Genomic DNA, 15215 nt, shown 5'->3' with positions numbered 1-15215 from the left:
AACCGTATATATTGTTTATATTATTTATTAGATTGGAAAATCCATGACCAAACCCGTCCCAGCGAAAAAAGCCGACAGCGCGCCCGTATCGATGTTTCCCACCAGCGCCTCGATCAACGCGGCAGCCGCCAAGACCGCACCGGCCGCCAAACCTGCCGCCAAGCCGGCAGCCAAGCCGGTGGCAAAAGCCGCCGTCAAGCCAGTGGCCGCCAAGCCGGCCGCTGCGAAACCGGCAGCAGCAAAACCTGTTGCCGCCAAAGGGGCCGCCAAGGCCGTCGTGGCGAAACCTGTCGCCAAAGCCGCTGCCAAGCCGGTCGCCAAGCCAGCGGCCAAGGTTGCTGCGAAGCCAGCCGCCAAGGCCGTCGCCAAGCCGGCAGCGAAAACCGCTGTCAAAGCGGTAGCCAAAGCGGCCGTCAAGCCTGCGCCAGCGAAAAAAGCGCCTGTCGCCAAGGTCGCCGCCGTCAAGGAAAAAGCCCGCAAGCCGAAACTGGTGCGCGACAGCTTCACCATGCCGGAAGCGGAATACGAAGTATTGGGCCAGGTCAAGAAAGCCTGCCTGAAGGCCGGTTTCGAGATCAAGAAAAGCGAATTGCTGCGCATCGGCGTGGCGCTGATCAGCCAGATCGACCTGGCCACCCTGCAAAACGTGCTGGCCGGCTTGCCGCAGCTGAAAACGGGCCGTCCGAAGAAGGATTGATGGCGCGGGCAGGGGCCGCCCCCTGTCTGGCCGTTCTGGTTTACCATGGGGTCTGTGATAGTTTCCCCATGGTTGCCATGTCAGAAGATATAGAGATCGAACGCGCCGGCTTCGTCGAGCGCGCCATCGTCCGCCACCGCGCGGGCGCATCCATTGCCGCCACCGACCATGTCGCCGAGGAAATTCCCGTCGCGCTGGTCTTCAATGGCATTTCCCACGTCGTCATGATGGCCACTCCGCGCGACCTGGAAGCGTTTGCCTACGGCTTCGCGCTGACGGAAGGCGTGGTCGCTTCCGCCGATGCCATCTTCGACTGCGAGGTGTTCCTGCGTCCTGATTCTGCTGAAGTGGCTTTGAGCATCGCGCAGGAAGATTTCGTGCGCCTGAAGGACCGGCGCCGCCAGCTGACGGGCCGCACGGGTTGCGGCGTGTGCGGCATCGACAGCATCGACATGCTCGACTTGCAGCCTGCAGCGCTGCCGCCGGCGCTGATCCACGTCGACCTGCCGGCCGCGCTGGCGCGCGCATCGAGCAGCTTGCGCGAACACCAGGTGCTGATGCGGGAAACGGGCGGCGTCCACGCAGCCGCGTGGTGCACGCCCGATGGCGATATCGTGCACGTCTTCGAGGATGTCGGCCGCCACAACGGCCTGGATAAACTGATTGGCCATCTCGCGCTGCACGATATCGACATGCGGCGCGGCTTTGTCTTCCTGTCCAGCCGCGGCAGCTACGAGCTGGCGCGCAAGGCGGCGCGCATGCAGATCCCGTTGCTGGCGACGATTTCCGCCCCCAGTTCGCTGGCCATTTCCATCGCCACGCAGGCGGGCATGAAGCTGGTGGGTTTCTGCCGCCAGGATGCGTACGTCGATTACACGCCCGCCATCACGCTTTAACTTCACTGCGTTGCAGCAGCACGGGGACCGACTTCGACGTCGGCGTGCCGGCGCCGTCGGCCGTGCTGGCCAGCGGCACCAGCGCGTTCGTCTCCGGGTAATACGCGCCCAGGCAGCCGCGCGGGATGTCGTAGGCGACGAGCCGGAAGCCATCGGCGCGGCGCGCCACGCCATCGTCCCAGGCGCCGATCAAGTCCACCAGCTCACCGTCGGCAAAGCCCAGCATGGCGATATCTTCCCTGTTGGCGAAGACCACTTTGCGCGTGCCGTACACGCCCCGGTAGCGGTCATCCATGCCGTAGATGGTGGTGTTGTACTGGTCGTGCGAGCGCGTGCTCATCAATACCATCAGGCGCTCGCCGTGGCGCGCGCGGGCGCGGTGCAGCGGGGTGTCCAGCTGCAGTGGCGCCACCAGGAAGCTGGCCTTGCCGCTGGCCGTCTTCCACACGCGCTGGCGCGAAGCCACCGTCAGATGAAAGCCGCCCGGCTGCGCCACCCTGGCGTTGTAGTCGTAAAAATCGTCAAACACCTTCTCGATGTCGTCGCGGATGCGCGCATAGTCGGCTGCATACGCGCGCCAGTCCACCAGGCTGCTGCCCACGGTCGCTTCGGCCATGCCGGCCACGATGGCCACTTCCGAGCGCAGCTGCGGCGCAGCGGGCGCATTGCGGCCGTACGAGATATGCACCATGCTCATCGAGTCTTCCACCGTCACGCCCTGCGCCACGCCGTGCTGCAGGTCGATCTCCGTGCGCCCCAGCGTGGGCAGCAGCAAGGCTTCCTTGCCGATGACCAGGTGGCTGCGATTGAGCTTGGTGGCTACCTGCACCGTCAGCGCGCACTGGCGCAGGGCGGCAAAAGTGAGCGGCGTGTCTGGCGTGGCGGCCGCAAAATTGCCGCCCAGCGCGATGAACACTTTTACCGCGCCGCGCCGCATGGCGTCGATGCTGGCCACCACGTCGTGGCCATGCGCGCGCGGCGGCTCGAATCCATATACCTGGCCCAGGCGGTCGAGGAAGGCCTTGGTGGGCTTTTCCTCGATGCCCACCGTGCGGTCGCCCTGCACGTTGGAGTGGCCACGCACGGGACACAAGCCCGCGCCCGGCTTGCCGATCTGCCCGCGCAGCATCATCAGGTTCGACAGCATGCGGATGGCCGCCACGCTGTGCTTGTGCTGCGTCAGGCCCATGCCCCAGGTGGCGATGATGCGCTGGCCCTTGACGAAGATGTCCGTCAGCGCCTCGATCTGCGCGCGCGCCACGCCCGACTCCCGTACCAGCAGCTCCCAGCTTTCCGTGCGCAGGTCGTCGCGGAATGCGTCGAAGCCGCTGCAGTGTTGAAGAATGAAAGCATGGTCGATGACGGCCGGGGCGCCGGCCGCCTGCGCCGCATCGTCATGCTCGACGACGCGCTTGGCGACGGCCTTGATCAGGGCGAAGTCGCCGCCCAGGGTGGGCTGGACGAACAGGCCGGCCAGGCGCGTGCTGCCCAGGGTCGCCATTTCCAGCGCGCTTTGCGGGTCCATGAAGCGCTGCAAGCCCCGTTCGCGCAGGGGATTGATGGAAACGATGCTGCCGCCGCAGCGCGCGCAGTCGCGCAGTTCGCCCAGCATGCGCGGATGGTTGGTGGCGGGATTCTGGCCGAAGATAAGGATTGTGTCGGCCAGTTCGAAGTCGGCCAAGGTCACCGTGCCCTTGCCCATGCCCACGGTGGCCGGCAAGCCGCGGCTGGTCGCCTCGTGGCACATGTTGGAGCAGTCGGGGAAGTTGTTCGTGCCGTACAGGCGCGCCATCAGCTGGTACAAGAAGGCCGCTTCGTTGCTGGCCCGCCCCGACGTGTAAAACGCGGCCTGGTTCGGATCGGGCAGGGCGCGTAGGTGGCGCCCCACGAGGGCATAGGCGTCTTCCCAGGCGATGGGCACATAGCGGTCGCTGGCAGCGTCGTACACCATCGGCTCGGTCAGGCGGCCGTGCTGCTCCAGCGCGTAGTCGGATTGCTCCAGCAACTGCGTGACGGTATGGCTGGCAAAAAGCTCCGGGCCGGCGCGGCGGCTGGTCGCTTCGGCGGCGACGGCCTTGGCGCCGTTCTCGCAAAAGGCAAACGTGGAAGCGTGGTTGCGGTCGGGCCAGGCGCAGCCGGGGCAGTCGAAGCCGTCCGGCTGGTTTTGCGCCAGCAGCGCCTTCAGATTGCCGGGTGCGACCCGTTCCTGGCGCAGGCTGATGGCCACGTGTTTCAACGCATCCCAGCCGGCTGCCGGCTTGGTGTAGGGGCGGATGTGGACGGCGTCTGTGTCTTTCATGGGCTCTTTCGGCTGGGCGAGTGTGGTAATTATGCACGATCCCCGCATGGCATTGACTTGCGTCATGGAAATGACATTCGGCTGTCATTTTCCTGACATATTAGACAAGTACGCTGGAGTCGTCTTGATCACAGGGATGAAACCATGCAAAACATAATCGCATCAAACGAAGCCAAGGCCCGGCCGGTTCAACTGGTACTGAGCCAGGCCACGACAGCGGCGGAATTGCGCGAAGTCCAGCGTTTGCGTTACAAGGTGTTTATCGAGACCATGGGCCTCACGTCGCTGGCCAACGCCGATGGCCTCGACAGTGATGAATTCGACGCGCACTGCGATCACCTGATCGTGCGCGACGCCGATACCCTGAAAGTGGTGGGCACCTACCGCGTGCTGAGCGCGGCCAAGGCAGCCAAGATCGGCCGGCTGTATTCGGAAAACGAGTTCGACCTGAGCCGCCTGAAGAACCTGCGCGGACGCATGGTCGAAGCGGGCCGCGCCTGCATCCACCCGAAATACCGGGGCGGCAGTGTGATCATGCTGCTGTGGTCGGGCCTGGCCGAATACATGCGCCGCGAGCGCTGCGACTACCTGGTCGGCTGCGCCAGCATCAGCCTGGCCGACGGCGGCCATAACGCCGTCGCCGTGTACCAGGCGCTGGCCGAAAAGCACATGGCCCCAAGCGAGTACCGCGTCACGCCGCACCTGCCTTTCCCCATTCACAAGGTGGAAGCGGCGCACAAGCCGCAGGTGCCACCGCTGATCAAGGGCTACCTGCGTTCGGGCGCGTGGATTTGCGGCGAACCGGCGTGGGATCCTGATTTCGAAAGCGCCGACATGTTCATGATGATGCCGCTGGCGAATCTGGACGAGCGCTATGCGCGCCATTACGGGGTAGTGGCTGGCTGATAGCGGGAAGTGAGGCCTGCAGCTGGCTCGCCAGCGCCTGCACGGCGGCGCCGTCCGTCGTGCAGCAGTTGCCGTCCCTGCGCCGGGTCGGGCACGGCCGGCACGTCGATGTCGGCGCCCGCATCGATGCCACACAGCGCGTCGCCCTCGCGTATCTCCAGTTCCGCCCAATGCGCCAGCGGGCCGCGATGGCCGCTTGCGAGCCCATTTCAATGAAGGCCGTGGCGAGGATGGCGGCCAGTTTCGAGCATGGCGCGATGACGTCGGGGCGCATGTCGCCCTGGGTGTCGCCGGGGTGCGCTTGAGAAAGCTGATTAAAGCTGACCTTGATACCTGCGCAGACTATGCGTGGTGTGTCAGATCGAGTTTGAGTGGAAATGCCGGCTGCCGGGGCAATGCGGAGTGAATGCGGGGGGGGCTGCGGGAGCGGAAGGGCAGAGAAACGGTCAGCATGGTTTGGGCTGGGTCTCTTCGCTATCGTGCTCGGATGTTGTGCGGTGAGCGAACTACGCGAATTGTATGGCAACAGTTCATGGCGCCGGGGGCCTGGGTGCCTGGCATGGTATGACAACAGCGGATGTATCAGTGGACTGGCGTGGCGGACAGTTCCTTCAGTTCGCGGATGGTGATGTCCGATTTTTCATGCATGCGCAATAAAATCGTTGCACCGACCGCCAGTTTGCCGTGACGAATCTTGCTGATGATGGGGGGCTGGACCTCGAGTACACGGCACAGTTCCGCATCATTTTTCAGGTTCATCTTCTCGATCAGGGTATCGAGCAGCTTGTTGGGCACAAAACTCGATGGTTCGAGCGCACGCGCCCGGTTCATCGCTTCAATCATTTCCAGCTTCTTTTGCCGAACGTTCATTTACTCCTCCTTCAGGTTATGCAAGGGACGAGACCACAGTTATGCGGTCCCGGCTATAGTTCGTCATCGCAGTACCGCTGTCTGGGTGACGTGACAACATTTGCGTTACAACATTGATAACCAGGCAAGTGTTTTCAATAATACTACGATAACAAAACTTGTGACAGATGGTCAGTTAAATTAACTGATTGTTTGATCAATTTGGTTGACGATTGTTGTATTTTGTAAGCCACTTTTCGTCAGGATCATGGTTCTGTCCGCCATTTCGGCGGCGGCCAGCGAATGCGTGACCATGATCGCGCAACTACCGTTGGCTTTGATTTCGGCGCGCAGCAATTGCAGGATGCTGTGCGCCGTATCCGGGTCGAGATTGCCGGTAGGCTCATCGGCCAGCACCAGCGCCGGCTTGTGCACGAGCGCGCGGGCAATGGCCACGCGCTGCATTTCTCCGCCGGACAATTGCTGCGGAAAGTCTCCGCCGCGTCCGCCCAGGCCGACCGCCTCGAGCATGCTGGCGGCACGCTCCTGGGGCAGTCCGTTGAGCAGCAGCGGCAGGGCCACGTTCTGCAGCAGGGTCAGGTGCGGCAAGACGTGGAAGGCCTGGAAGATAAAGCCCATGCGGGCGCGCCGCAGCCGGGTGGCGGCCGCGTCATCGAGGCTGGACATGGCAATGCCGTCCACCAGGATAGGGTGCGCTTCGGCACCCGCATCGGGCGTATCGAGGCCGGCGATCAGGTTCAGCAAGGTCGACTTGCCCACGCCCGAGTCACCCATGATGGCGATGAATTCCCCGGCCTTGAAACGGCAGGAAATGTTGGCCAGCACGGGACGGGCATGGGCATAGGACTTCGACAGATTGCGCAATTCGAGCATGGTGTTAACGGCTATCGTAAAGGGAGGCACGCGGGGGAGAGGGGGGCCTGGGAACTGCAAAGGGGCGCGGATTGTTTGGCCGGCAATGTGTAGTATACGACAGGCTTATGCTTTTTGCTTGGTAATACCACTTTTGTGTGGTTACTGCGGCGTGCGGCGCGCATTGACCTTAAGTTACCTGCCGCACGGCTGGCTTGCGCGGATTCCGCTATGATGAGAAAAAGTCATCGGCAAGGCGCCCGCAAAGCGGTACGGCAGGGGCGGCGCATCCGGTGGTCACCCGTGCATGCCCTTCGTGAACCTAGAGAAACGACGCCAGCCCATGACCATGCAACTCGCGCAACAGCAGTCCTATTTGTATCCCGCCGGCAACGCAGAAGCGGCCAGCGCCACTCCTGCCATGATAGCCGAGATCAGCAGCGGCCTGCTGGCGCGCAATGCCTGGACCTCGCCCAAGTACCTGTACGACGCGCTGGGTTCTACACTGTTCGAGGCCATCTGCGCCTTGCCCGAGTATTATCCGACGCGCACGGAAGCGGCCATCTTCGCCCGCCACGGCGCCGAGATCGCGCACGCCGTGGGGCCGGGCAGCACCCTGATCGACCTGGGCGCGGGCAATTGCGCCAAGGCCGCCAGCCTGTTCCCTCTGCTGCACCCGGCCCAGTATGTGGCCGTGGATATTTCCTATGATTTCCTCAGCGAATCGCTGAGTCGACTGCAGCAGCGCTTTCCGCACATCGAAATGACGGGACTGGGCCTGGACTTCTCCAGCCGCCTGGACTTGCCCGATAGCGTGCGCGAGGCGCGGCGATTGTTCTTCTATCCCGGCTCGTCGATCGGCAATTTTGCGCCTGAGCAAGCAATCGCCTTCCTGCGCCGCCTGCGCGCGAATGCGGACGGCGATGGCGGCCTGCTGATCGGCGTCGACCTGATCAAGGATGACGCCATCCTCGACGCCGCCTATGACGACGCGCTGGGCGTCACGGCCGCCTTCAACCTGAACATGCTGCGCCATGTGAACGGCCTGATCGGCGCCGACTTCGACGTGCGCGCGTGGCAGCACCACGGCTTCTTCAATGCCGACGAGCGCCGCGTCGAGATGCACCTGGAAGCGCGCAGCGAGCAAGTTGTCCATTGGAAAGGTGGCCAGCGGCGCTTCGCTAAAGGCGAGCGCATCCATACGGAAGACAGCTATAAGTACACGCGCGCCACCTTCGTCGGCTTGCTGGAACAGGCCGGGTTTTCCACAGTGCAAGTCTGGACGGACCCGCAGCAGTGGTTTGCCGTGATCTATGCGCGCGCTATCAGAGACTAAAAGGCGACGATGCTGATCGATCATTACCATAAAGTGCGGCAGCATTCGCTGCTGCTGGCCGAACCCCTGTCGGACGAGGATTGCGGCGCGCAATCGATGCCGGACGCCAGTCCCGTGAAATGGCATCTGGCGCATACCACCTGGTTTTTCGAAACGTTTATCCTGGAAAGCATGGAAGCGGCGTTTGCGCCCTTTCACCCGGCCTTCCGCGTGCTGTTCAACTCGTATTACAACGGCGTGGGCGAGAAGCATCCGCGCGCCCAGCGGGGCTTGCTGACGCGTCCCGGCATGGCGCAGGTGCGCGCCTACCGGGCCAACGTCGATGCGCGCATCGGGCGCCTGCTGACGGGCGAACTGGCGCGCGAGGAGCGCGAACGGCTGAGCATGCTGCTGGCGCTGGGTCTCGAACACGAGCAGCAGCACCAGGAATTACTGTTGACGGACGTCAAGCACTTGCTGGCGCAGAGCGCCCTGTTTCCCGCTTACATGGACAGCGCGGTTGCGCCAGCGCAAGGACGCGCGCAGCCCACGGCCTGGCTCGCCTTCGATGGCGGCCTGGCGCAGATCGGCCATGCGGGCGATGGCTTTTGCTTTGACAATGAATTGCCGCGCCACCCGCAATACGTGGCGCCGTTCGAACTGGCCAGCGCGCTGGTGACGAATGGCGACTATCTCGCCTTCATCGAGGCGGGCGGCTACCGTACGGCGCATTGGTGGCTGGCCGAAGGCTGGGATTGGGTGCGCAGCCAGGGTTTGCAGTGTCCGCTGTACTGGCAGCGCGACGAGGCGGGCCACTGGCTGGAGTTCACCCTGTTTGGCTTGCATCCGCTCGACTTGCAGGCGCCGGCCACGCATTTGTCGCTGTTCGAGGCGGACGCTTATGCACACTGGGCCGGCGCGCGTCTGCCGACGGAAGCGGAGTGGGAAGTGGCGGCGCAAGGCGTCGCGGTGGAGCTTGGCCAGCTGCATCCGGAGGCCGGCGCGTCGGGAACGGGATTGCGGCAAATGTTCGGCCATTGCTGGCAGTGGACCAGCAGCAGCTACGCGCCCTATCCCGGCTACCGTACGGCGCCCGGGGCGCTCGGCGAATACAACGGCAAGTTCATGCTGAACCAGTATGTGCTGCGCGGTTCATCGTGCGCCACGCCGGCCGGCCATGCGCGCGCCAGCTACCGCAATTTCTTCCCGGCCGGCGCGCGCTGGCAATTTTCCGGCATCCGCCTGGCGCGCCAGGTGGAATAGTTTGCTTACTGCAAGCGCGGAACTGAGGGGGCAGGGCGGGGCGGCGCCTTGGCGATGGCGTTCTGTTCCAGCTTGAACTGGCTGACGAGGGTTTCCAGTTCGCCTGCCTGCTCATGCATGGCCGCCGCAGCCGCAGCTGCCTCCTCGACCAGAGCCGCGTTTTGCTGCGTCGTCTGATCCATCTGCATGATGGCGGCATTGATCTGCTCGATGCCTTCGCTCTGCTCGTGGTTGGCGACGCTGATTTCGCCGACGATGGCGCTGACCCGGCCCACGCTGGCCACCACTTCGTCCATCGTGGCGCCCGCCTGGCTGACCAGCTGCGCGCCCTGGCCGACCCGGTTGACGGAGTCGGCGATCAGTTCCTTGATTTCCTTGGCGGCCGCAGCCGAGCGCTGCGCCAGGTTGCGCACTTCGGACGCCACCACGGCGAAGCCGCGGCCTTGCTCGCCGGCACGCGCTGCCTCCACCGCCGCGTTCAGGGCCAGGATATTCGTCTGGAAAGCGATGCCATCGATGACGGCGATGATGTCGACGATCTTGCGCGACGATGCATTGATGGCATCCATGGTGCCGATCACTTCCGCCATGGCCGTGCCGCCGCGCTGGGCGATGGCTGATGCCGAGCGGGCCAGGCTGTCGGCCTGGCGCGCATTGTCGCTGTTGCTGCGCACGGTGCCCGTCAGTTCGATCATCGACGAGGCCGTCTCTTCCAGCGCGCTGGCTTGTGCTTCCGTGCGGGCCGACAGGTCGGCATTGCCGCTGGCGATCTGGCTCGATGCCACGGCAATCGTGCCCGTGCCGCCGCGCACTTGCCCCACCAGGGTGGCCAGGTTGGTATTCATGTCGCGTAGCGCCTGCAGCAGCTGGCCCGCTTCATCCTTGCCATCGGCCACGATTTTAGTGCTCAGATCGCCTGCGGCCACGGCTTGCGCCACGCGCAAGGCATATGCCATTGGCGTGGTGATCGAGCGCGTGACCCACCAGGCAAAGAGCACGCCCAGCAGCAGGGCGGCCGTGCCCAGGCTGGCCATCAGCACATTCGCTGCTGTAATATTGTGCTGGATTTGCTGGCCGCCGTGCACGACCACTGCGCGCTGGATTTCGTTCAGGTGGTTCACCGTCTTTTGCAAGCGGTTCAAGGCGGGCAGGGTATCGTCGCGCACATGCACGGCCGCTTCGGCGCGCTGTCCTGCCATCAGCAGCTTGTCGGCCTGGCTGAACGAGACGACATAGGCCTTGCGCTGCTGCTTCAGGGTAGCCAGCAGTTCCTTGCCTTCAGGTAGCACGATCAGGCGGTCGAGGATGGCCAGCGCATCGCTGATGGTGGCCTTGTTGGCATCGATTTCGCCGTGGATGGCGTTGGCGCGGGCCGGATCTTCATGGATGAAGAGTTCCAGCACCAGCGCCGCGTTTGAACGGGTGGTACTGCGGATGGTGGCGATGGCGTCAGCCTTGGCCCAGTCTTTCTCGATGATGGCTTCGCCGAGCGCGCCGATCTTGTCCAGCCGGAAAAGGCCCGTTCCCACCAGCACTGCCATCAACAGCAGCACCACGCCAAAAGCGGCACCCAGGCGCACGCCTATCTTCATGTCCTTCAACTTCATACTGATTCCCTCGGTAGCTAATGATCTGTCTCCGCTGGTCTTGTTATGAAATGATTATACGGTCGGCAATACCTGATTTGCACTACTAATTGCCCCAAAGAAATGAAAAAGCGGCACGGAGATCAAGCCGTACCGCTTTTTCTCCCTAGGGAGTGCGCTGAAAAGTGTTTAGGCGGCGCTGGCAGCGACCTCGGCCGCCGTTGTCTTTTCAGCTTCCGTCTGCCCGATGCGGCGGTTCACGGCCGACAGCACGGCCTTGAACGAGGCGGTGACGATATTGCTGTCGATGGCGGCGCCGAACAGGGTCGGGCCATTGTCGAGGCGCAACTCCACATAGCAAGCCGCTTGCGCGTTGGCGCCCGAGCCGATCGAATGCTCGTGGTAATCCATCAGTTTGATGTCCAGGCCCAGCGCATTGACGAAGGCATCGATGGGGCCGTTGCCGCCGCCTTGCAAGGCCAGCGGTGTCTGGCGGTGCGACAGGCTGATGTCGATTTGCACGGATTCGTCGCTGCTGGTGTCTTCCACCATGCGGTGCGCAGCGTAGGCGTACGGCGCCGTCTGCTCCAGGTATTCCTTCTGGAAGATTTCATGGATATCTTGCGCGGCGATTTCGCGGCCCGTGGCATCGGCCACGGCTTGCACGGCGCGCGAGAATTCGATCTGCAGGCGGCGCGGCAAGACCAGGCCGTATTCCTGTTCCAGCAAGTACGCCATGCCGCCCTTGCCGGACTGGCTGTTGACGCGGATCACGGCGTCGTAGCTGCGGCCCAGGTCGGCCGGGTCGATCGGCAAGTACGGCACCTCCCAGATGCTGTCCGGTTGTTGCTTGGCAAAACCTTTCTTGATCGCATCCTGGTGCGAGCCGGAAAATGCCGTAAACACCAGGTCGCCCGCATACGGGTGGCGCGGGTGGACGGGCAACTGGTTGCACTCTTCCACGCACTTGCGCACGGTATCGATGTCGGAGAAATCCAGGCCCGGGTGCACGCCTTGCGTGTACAAGTTCATCGCCAACGTCACCAGGTCGACGTTGCCCGTGCGCTCGCCATTGCCGAACAAACAGCCTTCGACGCGGTCGGCGCCCGCCATCACGGCCAGTTCGGCCGACGCGACGGCCGTGCCGCGGTCGTTATGCGGGTGCACGCTGATGATGATGGAATCGCGGCGCGCCAGCTTGCGCGACATCCATTCGATCTGGTCCGCATACACGTTGGGCGTGCTGCATTCCACGGTCGATGGCAGGTTGATGATCATCTTGTTGGCCGGCGTCGGCTTCCAGATGGCGCTGACGGCGTCGCAGATATGCTTGGAGAAATCGAGTTCCGTGGTGGAGAACGATTCGGGCGTGTATTCAAAGCCCCATTCCGTTTCCGGATGCTGGGCCACCAGCTGTTTTACCAAGGTCGTGCCGGTGGTGGCGATGTTGGTGATTTCTTCGCGCGACATGCCGAACACGACTTTGCGGAACACGGGCGCCACCGAGTTGTACAGGTGAACGATGGCGCGCTTGGCACCGACGACGGACTCCACCGTGCGGCGTATCAATTCTTCGCGCGACTGGGTCAGCACGATGATGGTGACGTCGTCCGGGATGCGGCCTTCATCGACGAGCTTGCGCACGAAGTCGAAATCCGTCTGCGATGCCGATGGGAAACCCACTTCGATTTCCTTCAGGCCGATGGCGATCAGCATCTCGAAGAAGCGCAGCTTCTTTTCCGCGCTCATCGGTTCGATCAGCGACTGGTTGCCGTCGCGCAAGTCGGTGCTCATCCAGATAGGCGGTTTGCTGATGATCTGGTTGGGCCATTGACGGTCGGTCAATTTGACGGGAGGAAAGGCGCGGTATTTGGAAGCTGGGTTTTGCAACATCATGATCGGGTACTCCTGAAGATAGGGGGGAAATCAATGGTTGTGGCGCAAGCTTGCCGGGCGGCCACGCAACACTAGGCCAGGCAAGCGATCGGTAGCGGTAGCAGTGCGGCAGCGATGCCAGCAGGGGCGGTCGCAGTGGGGATTACGTGTACGAATGGGGATGGTGCAAACATCATCAAACCTTCCAGGGTTTTTGAAACACGCCGGCGTGTGGCCAGGCGAAGCAATGCGGCAAACGTTATGCGCGTGCTAGGGGTAGTCGCGATAGCGACAGCAGGGAAGGGGAGGAATGTTTGAAGGAGGACATGCACTTAATGTAAGGGAAGTTGGGCCGGGCTGTCAAGCGTTTCCGTTCTACATGTAATGGACCTGCGTCGCCCCGTCCTGCGCATCCTGCGCCATGCGCGCGAGGATGCGCTGCAGGATGGCCGCATCGCGCGGCAGCCGCTCTTCCAACACTTGCCAGCCTGTGAATTGTAATTGTTGCGGCATGTCCACCAGGCCAGTGATGGCATCCCAGAGCGCATCCCAGTTCATGCCGTAGATGGCAGGAAAGGCCAGCGCTGCTGCCAGGCTGGCATGTAACTGGCGCGCGGTGTTGATATCGCTCAAGTCGATGCTGATATGGGCTGGCCTGTTCACAGCATGCCCTTGAGCAGGTTCTGCAGGTTTGGCCGCATGATATGTGGCCAGGGCGTGTCCAGCAGCGCTGCCGCCACGCCCCATTGCCCCGCCACAGGCGAGCCAACATTGACGTCGATCCAGGCGAGGGCGCCGTCGGGCGATAGCTGCGATAGCTGTTGCGCAAACGGTGCGTGCAGGGCGCGGCTGTCGGCAAATTGCAATTCTTCGGACATGTTAATTGTGAGTAAAGACCAGGCGCCAGTCTAGCAGCCGGAGTGGCGCGCACGGTTCGGAACATTGTCACCACAAACATTTAAGACCGCCTTCAGTGCGGGCAGCCCCGCTTGCGCTACAATCGTCTCTCCTTTGTTGCCACTGCCGCGCGCGGTTCCCCCTCTCCACCATGTTCCCTAAACGCCTGACCCTGCTTGCCCTGGCCGCCTTTGCGCTGGCCGGCTGCGATACCACCGTCCCGAAACCCATACAAGTATTGACGCCACCGGAACCCATCGTCGTCACGCCCCGCAAGATCAAGATTGGCCTGGCCCTGGGCGGCGGCGCGGCGCGCGGCTTCGCGCACATCGGCGTGATCAAGGCGCTCGAATCGCAGGGTATCCATGCCGACATCGTCACGGGCACCAGCGCCGGCAGCGTGGTGGGTGCCATGTATGCGGCGGGCAATTCCGGCTTCGCCCTGCAAAAGATGGCGTTCGACATGGACGAGGCGGCCATTTCCGACTGGGCATTGCCCCTGTTCGGCAAGTCGTCCGGCGTATTGAAGGGCGAAGCGCTGCAAAGCTATGTCAACAAGGCTGTCGGCGGCGTGCCGCTGGAAAAACTCAAGATACCGTTTGGCGTGGTGGCGACCGATTTGAAAAATGGCCAGCCGATCCTGTTCCAGCGCGGCAACACCGGCATGGCAGTGCGCGCCTCGTCGGCCGTGCCCGGCGTGTTCCAGCCCGTGACGATTGCCGGCCACACCTATGTCGATGGCGGCCTGGTCGCTCCCGTGCCTGTGCGCTTTGCGCGCGACATGGGCGCCGATTTCATCATCGCCGTGAATATCTCGTCGCAAACGGATACGCAAAAGGCTATCAGTTCGATGGAAGTGATCATGCAGACGTTTGCCATCATGGGCCAGCGCATCAATCAGTTCGAGCTCAAGGATGCGGACGTGGTGATCCAGCCCAGCCTGGGCACCATGAAGGGCAACGATTTCAACAGCCGCAACCAGGCCATTCTGGCGGGCGAGCAGGCGGCCTTTGCCGTGATGGCGCAGCTCAAGCAAAAGCTGAAAGCCAAGCGCGAGCAGTAAGCGATCGTGCCGCTGCGCATTTCGTATACAATTTTGCTTCAACATAACAAGGATGCACCATGCAATCGAAACCGATTTTGACCCTGGACGACGTAAAGAAAATCGCTGCCGCCGCCGAAGCGGAAGCGGTCAAGAATAACTGGGCGGTCACGATCGCCATCGTCGATGACGGCGGCCACCTGCTGTGGCTGCAGCGCATGGATGGCGTGGCGCCGATCTCGTCGCACATCGCCCCGTCGAAAGCCAAGACGGCCGCGCTGGGCCGCCGCGAATCGCGCATCTATGAAGAGATGATCAATGGCGGCCGCGTGTCGTTCCTGAGCGCACCGGAAATCGACGGCTTGCTCGAAGGCGGCGTGCCCATCGTGTTCGACGGTCACTACGTGGGCGCCGTCGGCGTCTCGGGCGTGAAGTCGGCGGAAGATGCGCAAATCGCGAAAGCTGGTATTGCAGCCTTGACTGCCTAAGTAGTAGCCGCAGTTGCAGAACTGCCGCCCCGCGCAAGCCGGGCGGCTTTTTTCATGGGGCGGGGGTTTTATGCTGCTGCGCAAAAAAATGCCGGCCATTCCACATTTTCTTCCTGTCAACGCTAAATAGAAATGTCCCCTTTTGTCCCAAGTAGAAATGTCCCCCGGGTTCAGCGAAACGGAGGGATTTTTTCGCATTCAGAACCTTGCCTGAGGTGGCTTCCCCGTG

The 15215-nt window shown here is 62.8% G+C and carries 14 protein-coding genes; 7 read left to right on the top strand and 7 right to left on the bottom strand.

Translation table 11 applies throughout. The features are described 5' to 3' along the window. The first annotated feature begins 43 nt into the window (after positions 1–43). Together ACQ4WS_RS16485 and fdhD are read left to right on the top strand one after the other, a co-directional pair. The gene (locus ACQ4WS_RS16485; protein ID WP_436477972.1) at positions 44–697 is read left to right on the top strand and encodes a hypothetical protein; all 654 of its coding nucleotides are present in this window, start codon (positions 44–46) and stop codon (positions 695–697) included. Positions 698–765: 68 nt separating this feature from the next. Continuing rightward, positions 766–1593 (top strand): formate dehydrogenase accessory sulfurtransferase FdhD, encoded by an 828-nt coding sequence (gene fdhD / locus ACQ4WS_RS16480; RefSeq protein ID WP_436477970.1) that lies wholly within the window; start codon positions 766–768, stop codon positions 1591–1593. Here the strand turns inward: fdhD and ACQ4WS_RS16475 are convergent. Then, on the bottom strand, positions 1583–3892 hold the full coding sequence (locus tag ACQ4WS_RS16475; RefSeq protein WP_436477968.1) for an FdhF/YdeP family oxidoreductase: 2310 nt from the start codon (positions 3890–3892) through the stop codon (positions 1583–1585). The genes fdhD and ACQ4WS_RS16475 overlap by 11 nt on opposite strands. A gap of 144 nt (positions 3893–4036) precedes the next feature. Between ACQ4WS_RS16475 and ACQ4WS_RS16470 the strand changes: the two genes are divergently transcribed. Then, positions 4037–4798 carry a GNAT family N-acetyltransferase gene (locus ACQ4WS_RS16470; protein ID WP_436477966.1) on the top strand — a complete coding sequence of 254 codons (762 nt, stop codon included), beginning with the start codon at positions 4037–4039 and terminating at the stop codon, positions 4796–4798. 582 nt (positions 4799–5380) lie between these two features. Here the strand turns inward: ACQ4WS_RS16470 and ACQ4WS_RS16465 are convergent. Further along, on the bottom strand, positions 5381–5668 hold the full coding sequence (locus tag ACQ4WS_RS16465; RefSeq protein ID WP_152252401.1) for a hypothetical protein: 288 nt from the start codon (positions 5666–5668) through the stop codon (positions 5381–5383). Between the two features lie 180 nt (positions 5669–5848). Then, positions 5849–6541, bottom strand: a complete 693-nt coding sequence (locus ACQ4WS_RS16460) for an ABC transporter ATP-binding protein (RefSeq protein WP_436477963.1) — start codon at positions 6539–6541, stop codon at positions 5849–5851. A gap of 400 nt (positions 6542–6941) precedes the next feature. Here ACQ4WS_RS16460 and egtD point away from each other — a divergent pair, with 400 nt between their 5' ends. Then, positions 6942–7856 (top strand): L-histidine N(alpha)-methyltransferase, encoded by a 915-nt coding sequence (gene egtD, locus ACQ4WS_RS16455; protein WP_436478109.1) that lies wholly within the window; start codon positions 6942–6944, stop codon positions 7854–7856. Positions 7857–7865: 9 nt separating this feature from the next. After that, the gene (gene egtB, locus ACQ4WS_RS16450; RefSeq protein ID WP_436477961.1) at positions 7866–9098 is read left to right on the top strand and encodes an ergothioneine biosynthesis protein EgtB; all 1233 of its coding nucleotides are present in this window, start codon (positions 7866–7868) and stop codon (positions 9096–9098) included. A 5-nt stretch (positions 9099–9103) separates the two neighbouring features. On the opposite strand, the gene ACQ4WS_RS16445 is transcribed toward egtB, so the two are convergent. The 4 genes from ACQ4WS_RS16445 to ACQ4WS_RS16430 all read right to left on the bottom strand — a co-directional run bounded on the left by ACQ4WS_RS16445 (position 9104) and on the right by ACQ4WS_RS16430 (position 13437). Continuing rightward, positions 9104–10705, bottom strand: a complete 1602-nt coding sequence (locus tag ACQ4WS_RS16445) for a methyl-accepting chemotaxis protein (RefSeq protein ID WP_436477959.1) — start codon at positions 10703–10705, stop codon at positions 9104–9106. A 168-nt stretch (positions 10706–10873) separates the two neighbouring features. Then, complete coding sequence (gene leuA, locus ACQ4WS_RS16440; protein WP_436477957.1) at positions 10874–12580, bottom strand: 2-isopropylmalate synthase; 1707 nt, start codon at positions 12578–12580, stop codon at positions 10874–10876. A 354-nt stretch (positions 12581–12934) separates the two neighbouring features. After that, positions 12935–13222 (bottom strand): barstar family protein, encoded by a 288-nt coding sequence (locus ACQ4WS_RS16435; protein WP_436477955.1) that lies wholly within the window; start codon positions 13220–13222, stop codon positions 12935–12937. Then, complete coding sequence (locus tag ACQ4WS_RS16430; protein WP_436477953.1) at positions 13219–13437, bottom strand: hypothetical protein; 219 nt, start codon at positions 13435–13437, stop codon at positions 13219–13221. Before ACQ4WS_RS16430 ends, ACQ4WS_RS16435 begins: the two co-directional genes overlap by 4 nt. 170 nt (positions 13438–13607) lie before the next feature. Between ACQ4WS_RS16430 and ACQ4WS_RS16425 the strand changes: the two genes are divergently transcribed. After that, the gene (locus tag ACQ4WS_RS16425) at positions 13608–14519 is read left to right on the top strand and encodes a patatin-like phospholipase family protein (RefSeq protein WP_436477951.1); all 912 of its coding nucleotides are present in this window, start codon (positions 13608–13610) and stop codon (positions 14517–14519) included. A 59-nt stretch (positions 14520–14578) separates the two neighbouring features. Beyond that, entirely contained in the window at positions 14579–14986 is a 408-nt protein-coding gene (locus ACQ4WS_RS16420) for a GlcG/HbpS family heme-binding protein (protein ID WP_034786036.1), read from the top strand. Positions 14987–15215 lie beyond the last annotated feature (229 nt).

This window comes from Janthinobacterium leeuwenhoeki (assembly GCF_051380795.1).
Lineage (GTDB): Bacteria > Pseudomonadota > Gammaproteobacteria > Burkholderiales > Burkholderiaceae_D > Janthinobacterium.
The sequence above is the reverse complement of the archived record's forward strand: the minus strand, read 5'-3'. Positions and strand labels throughout refer to the sequence as shown.

Bases quoted from the DNA above. Each gene is read 5' to 3' on its own strand.
- ACQ4WS_RS16485 (WP_436477972.1), top strand. From the start codon at position 44: ATGACCAAACCCGTCCCAGCGAAAAAAGCCGACAGCGCGCCCGTATCG.
- fdhD (WP_436477970.1), top strand. From the start codon at position 766: ATGGTTGCCATGTCAGAAGATATAGAGATCGAACGCGCCGGCTTCGTC.
- ACQ4WS_RS16475 (WP_436477968.1), bottom strand. From the start codon at position 3,892: ATGAAAGACACAGACGCCGTCCACATCCGCCCCTACACCAAGCCGGCA.
- ACQ4WS_RS16470 (WP_436477966.1), top strand. From the start codon at position 4,037: ATGCAAAACATAATCGCATCAAACGAAGCCAAGGCCCGGCCGGTTCAA.
- ACQ4WS_RS16465 (WP_152252401.1), bottom strand. From the start codon at position 5,668: ATGAACGTTCGGCAAAAGAAGCTGGAAATGATTGAAGCGATGAACCGG.
- ACQ4WS_RS16460 (WP_436477963.1), bottom strand. From the start codon at position 6,541: ATGCTCGAATTGCGCAATCTGTCGAAGTCCTATGCCCATGCCCGTCCC.
- egtD (WP_436478109.1), top strand. From the start codon at position 6,942: ATGATAGCCGAGATCAGCAGCGGCCTGCTGGCGCGCAATGCCTGGACC.
- egtB (WP_436477961.1), top strand. From the start codon at position 7,866: ATGCTGATCGATCATTACCATAAAGTGCGGCAGCATTCGCTGCTGCTG.
- ACQ4WS_RS16445 (WP_436477959.1), bottom strand. From the start codon at position 10,705: ATGAAGTTGAAGGACATGAAGATAGGCGTGCGCCTGGGTGCCGCTTTT.
- leuA (WP_436477957.1), bottom strand. From the start codon at position 12,580: ATGATGTTGCAAAACCCAGCTTCCAAATACCGCGCCTTTCCTCCCGTC.
- ACQ4WS_RS16430 (WP_436477953.1), bottom strand. From the start codon at position 13,437: ATGTCCGAAGAATTGCAATTTGCCGACAGCCGCGCCCTGCACGCACCG.
- ACQ4WS_RS16425 (WP_436477951.1), top strand. From the start codon at position 13,608: ATGTTCCCTAAACGCCTGACCCTGCTTGCCCTGGCCGCCTTTGCGCTG.
- ACQ4WS_RS16420 (WP_034786036.1), top strand. From the start codon at position 14,579: ATGCAATCGAAACCGATTTTGACCCTGGACGACGTAAAGAAAATCGCT.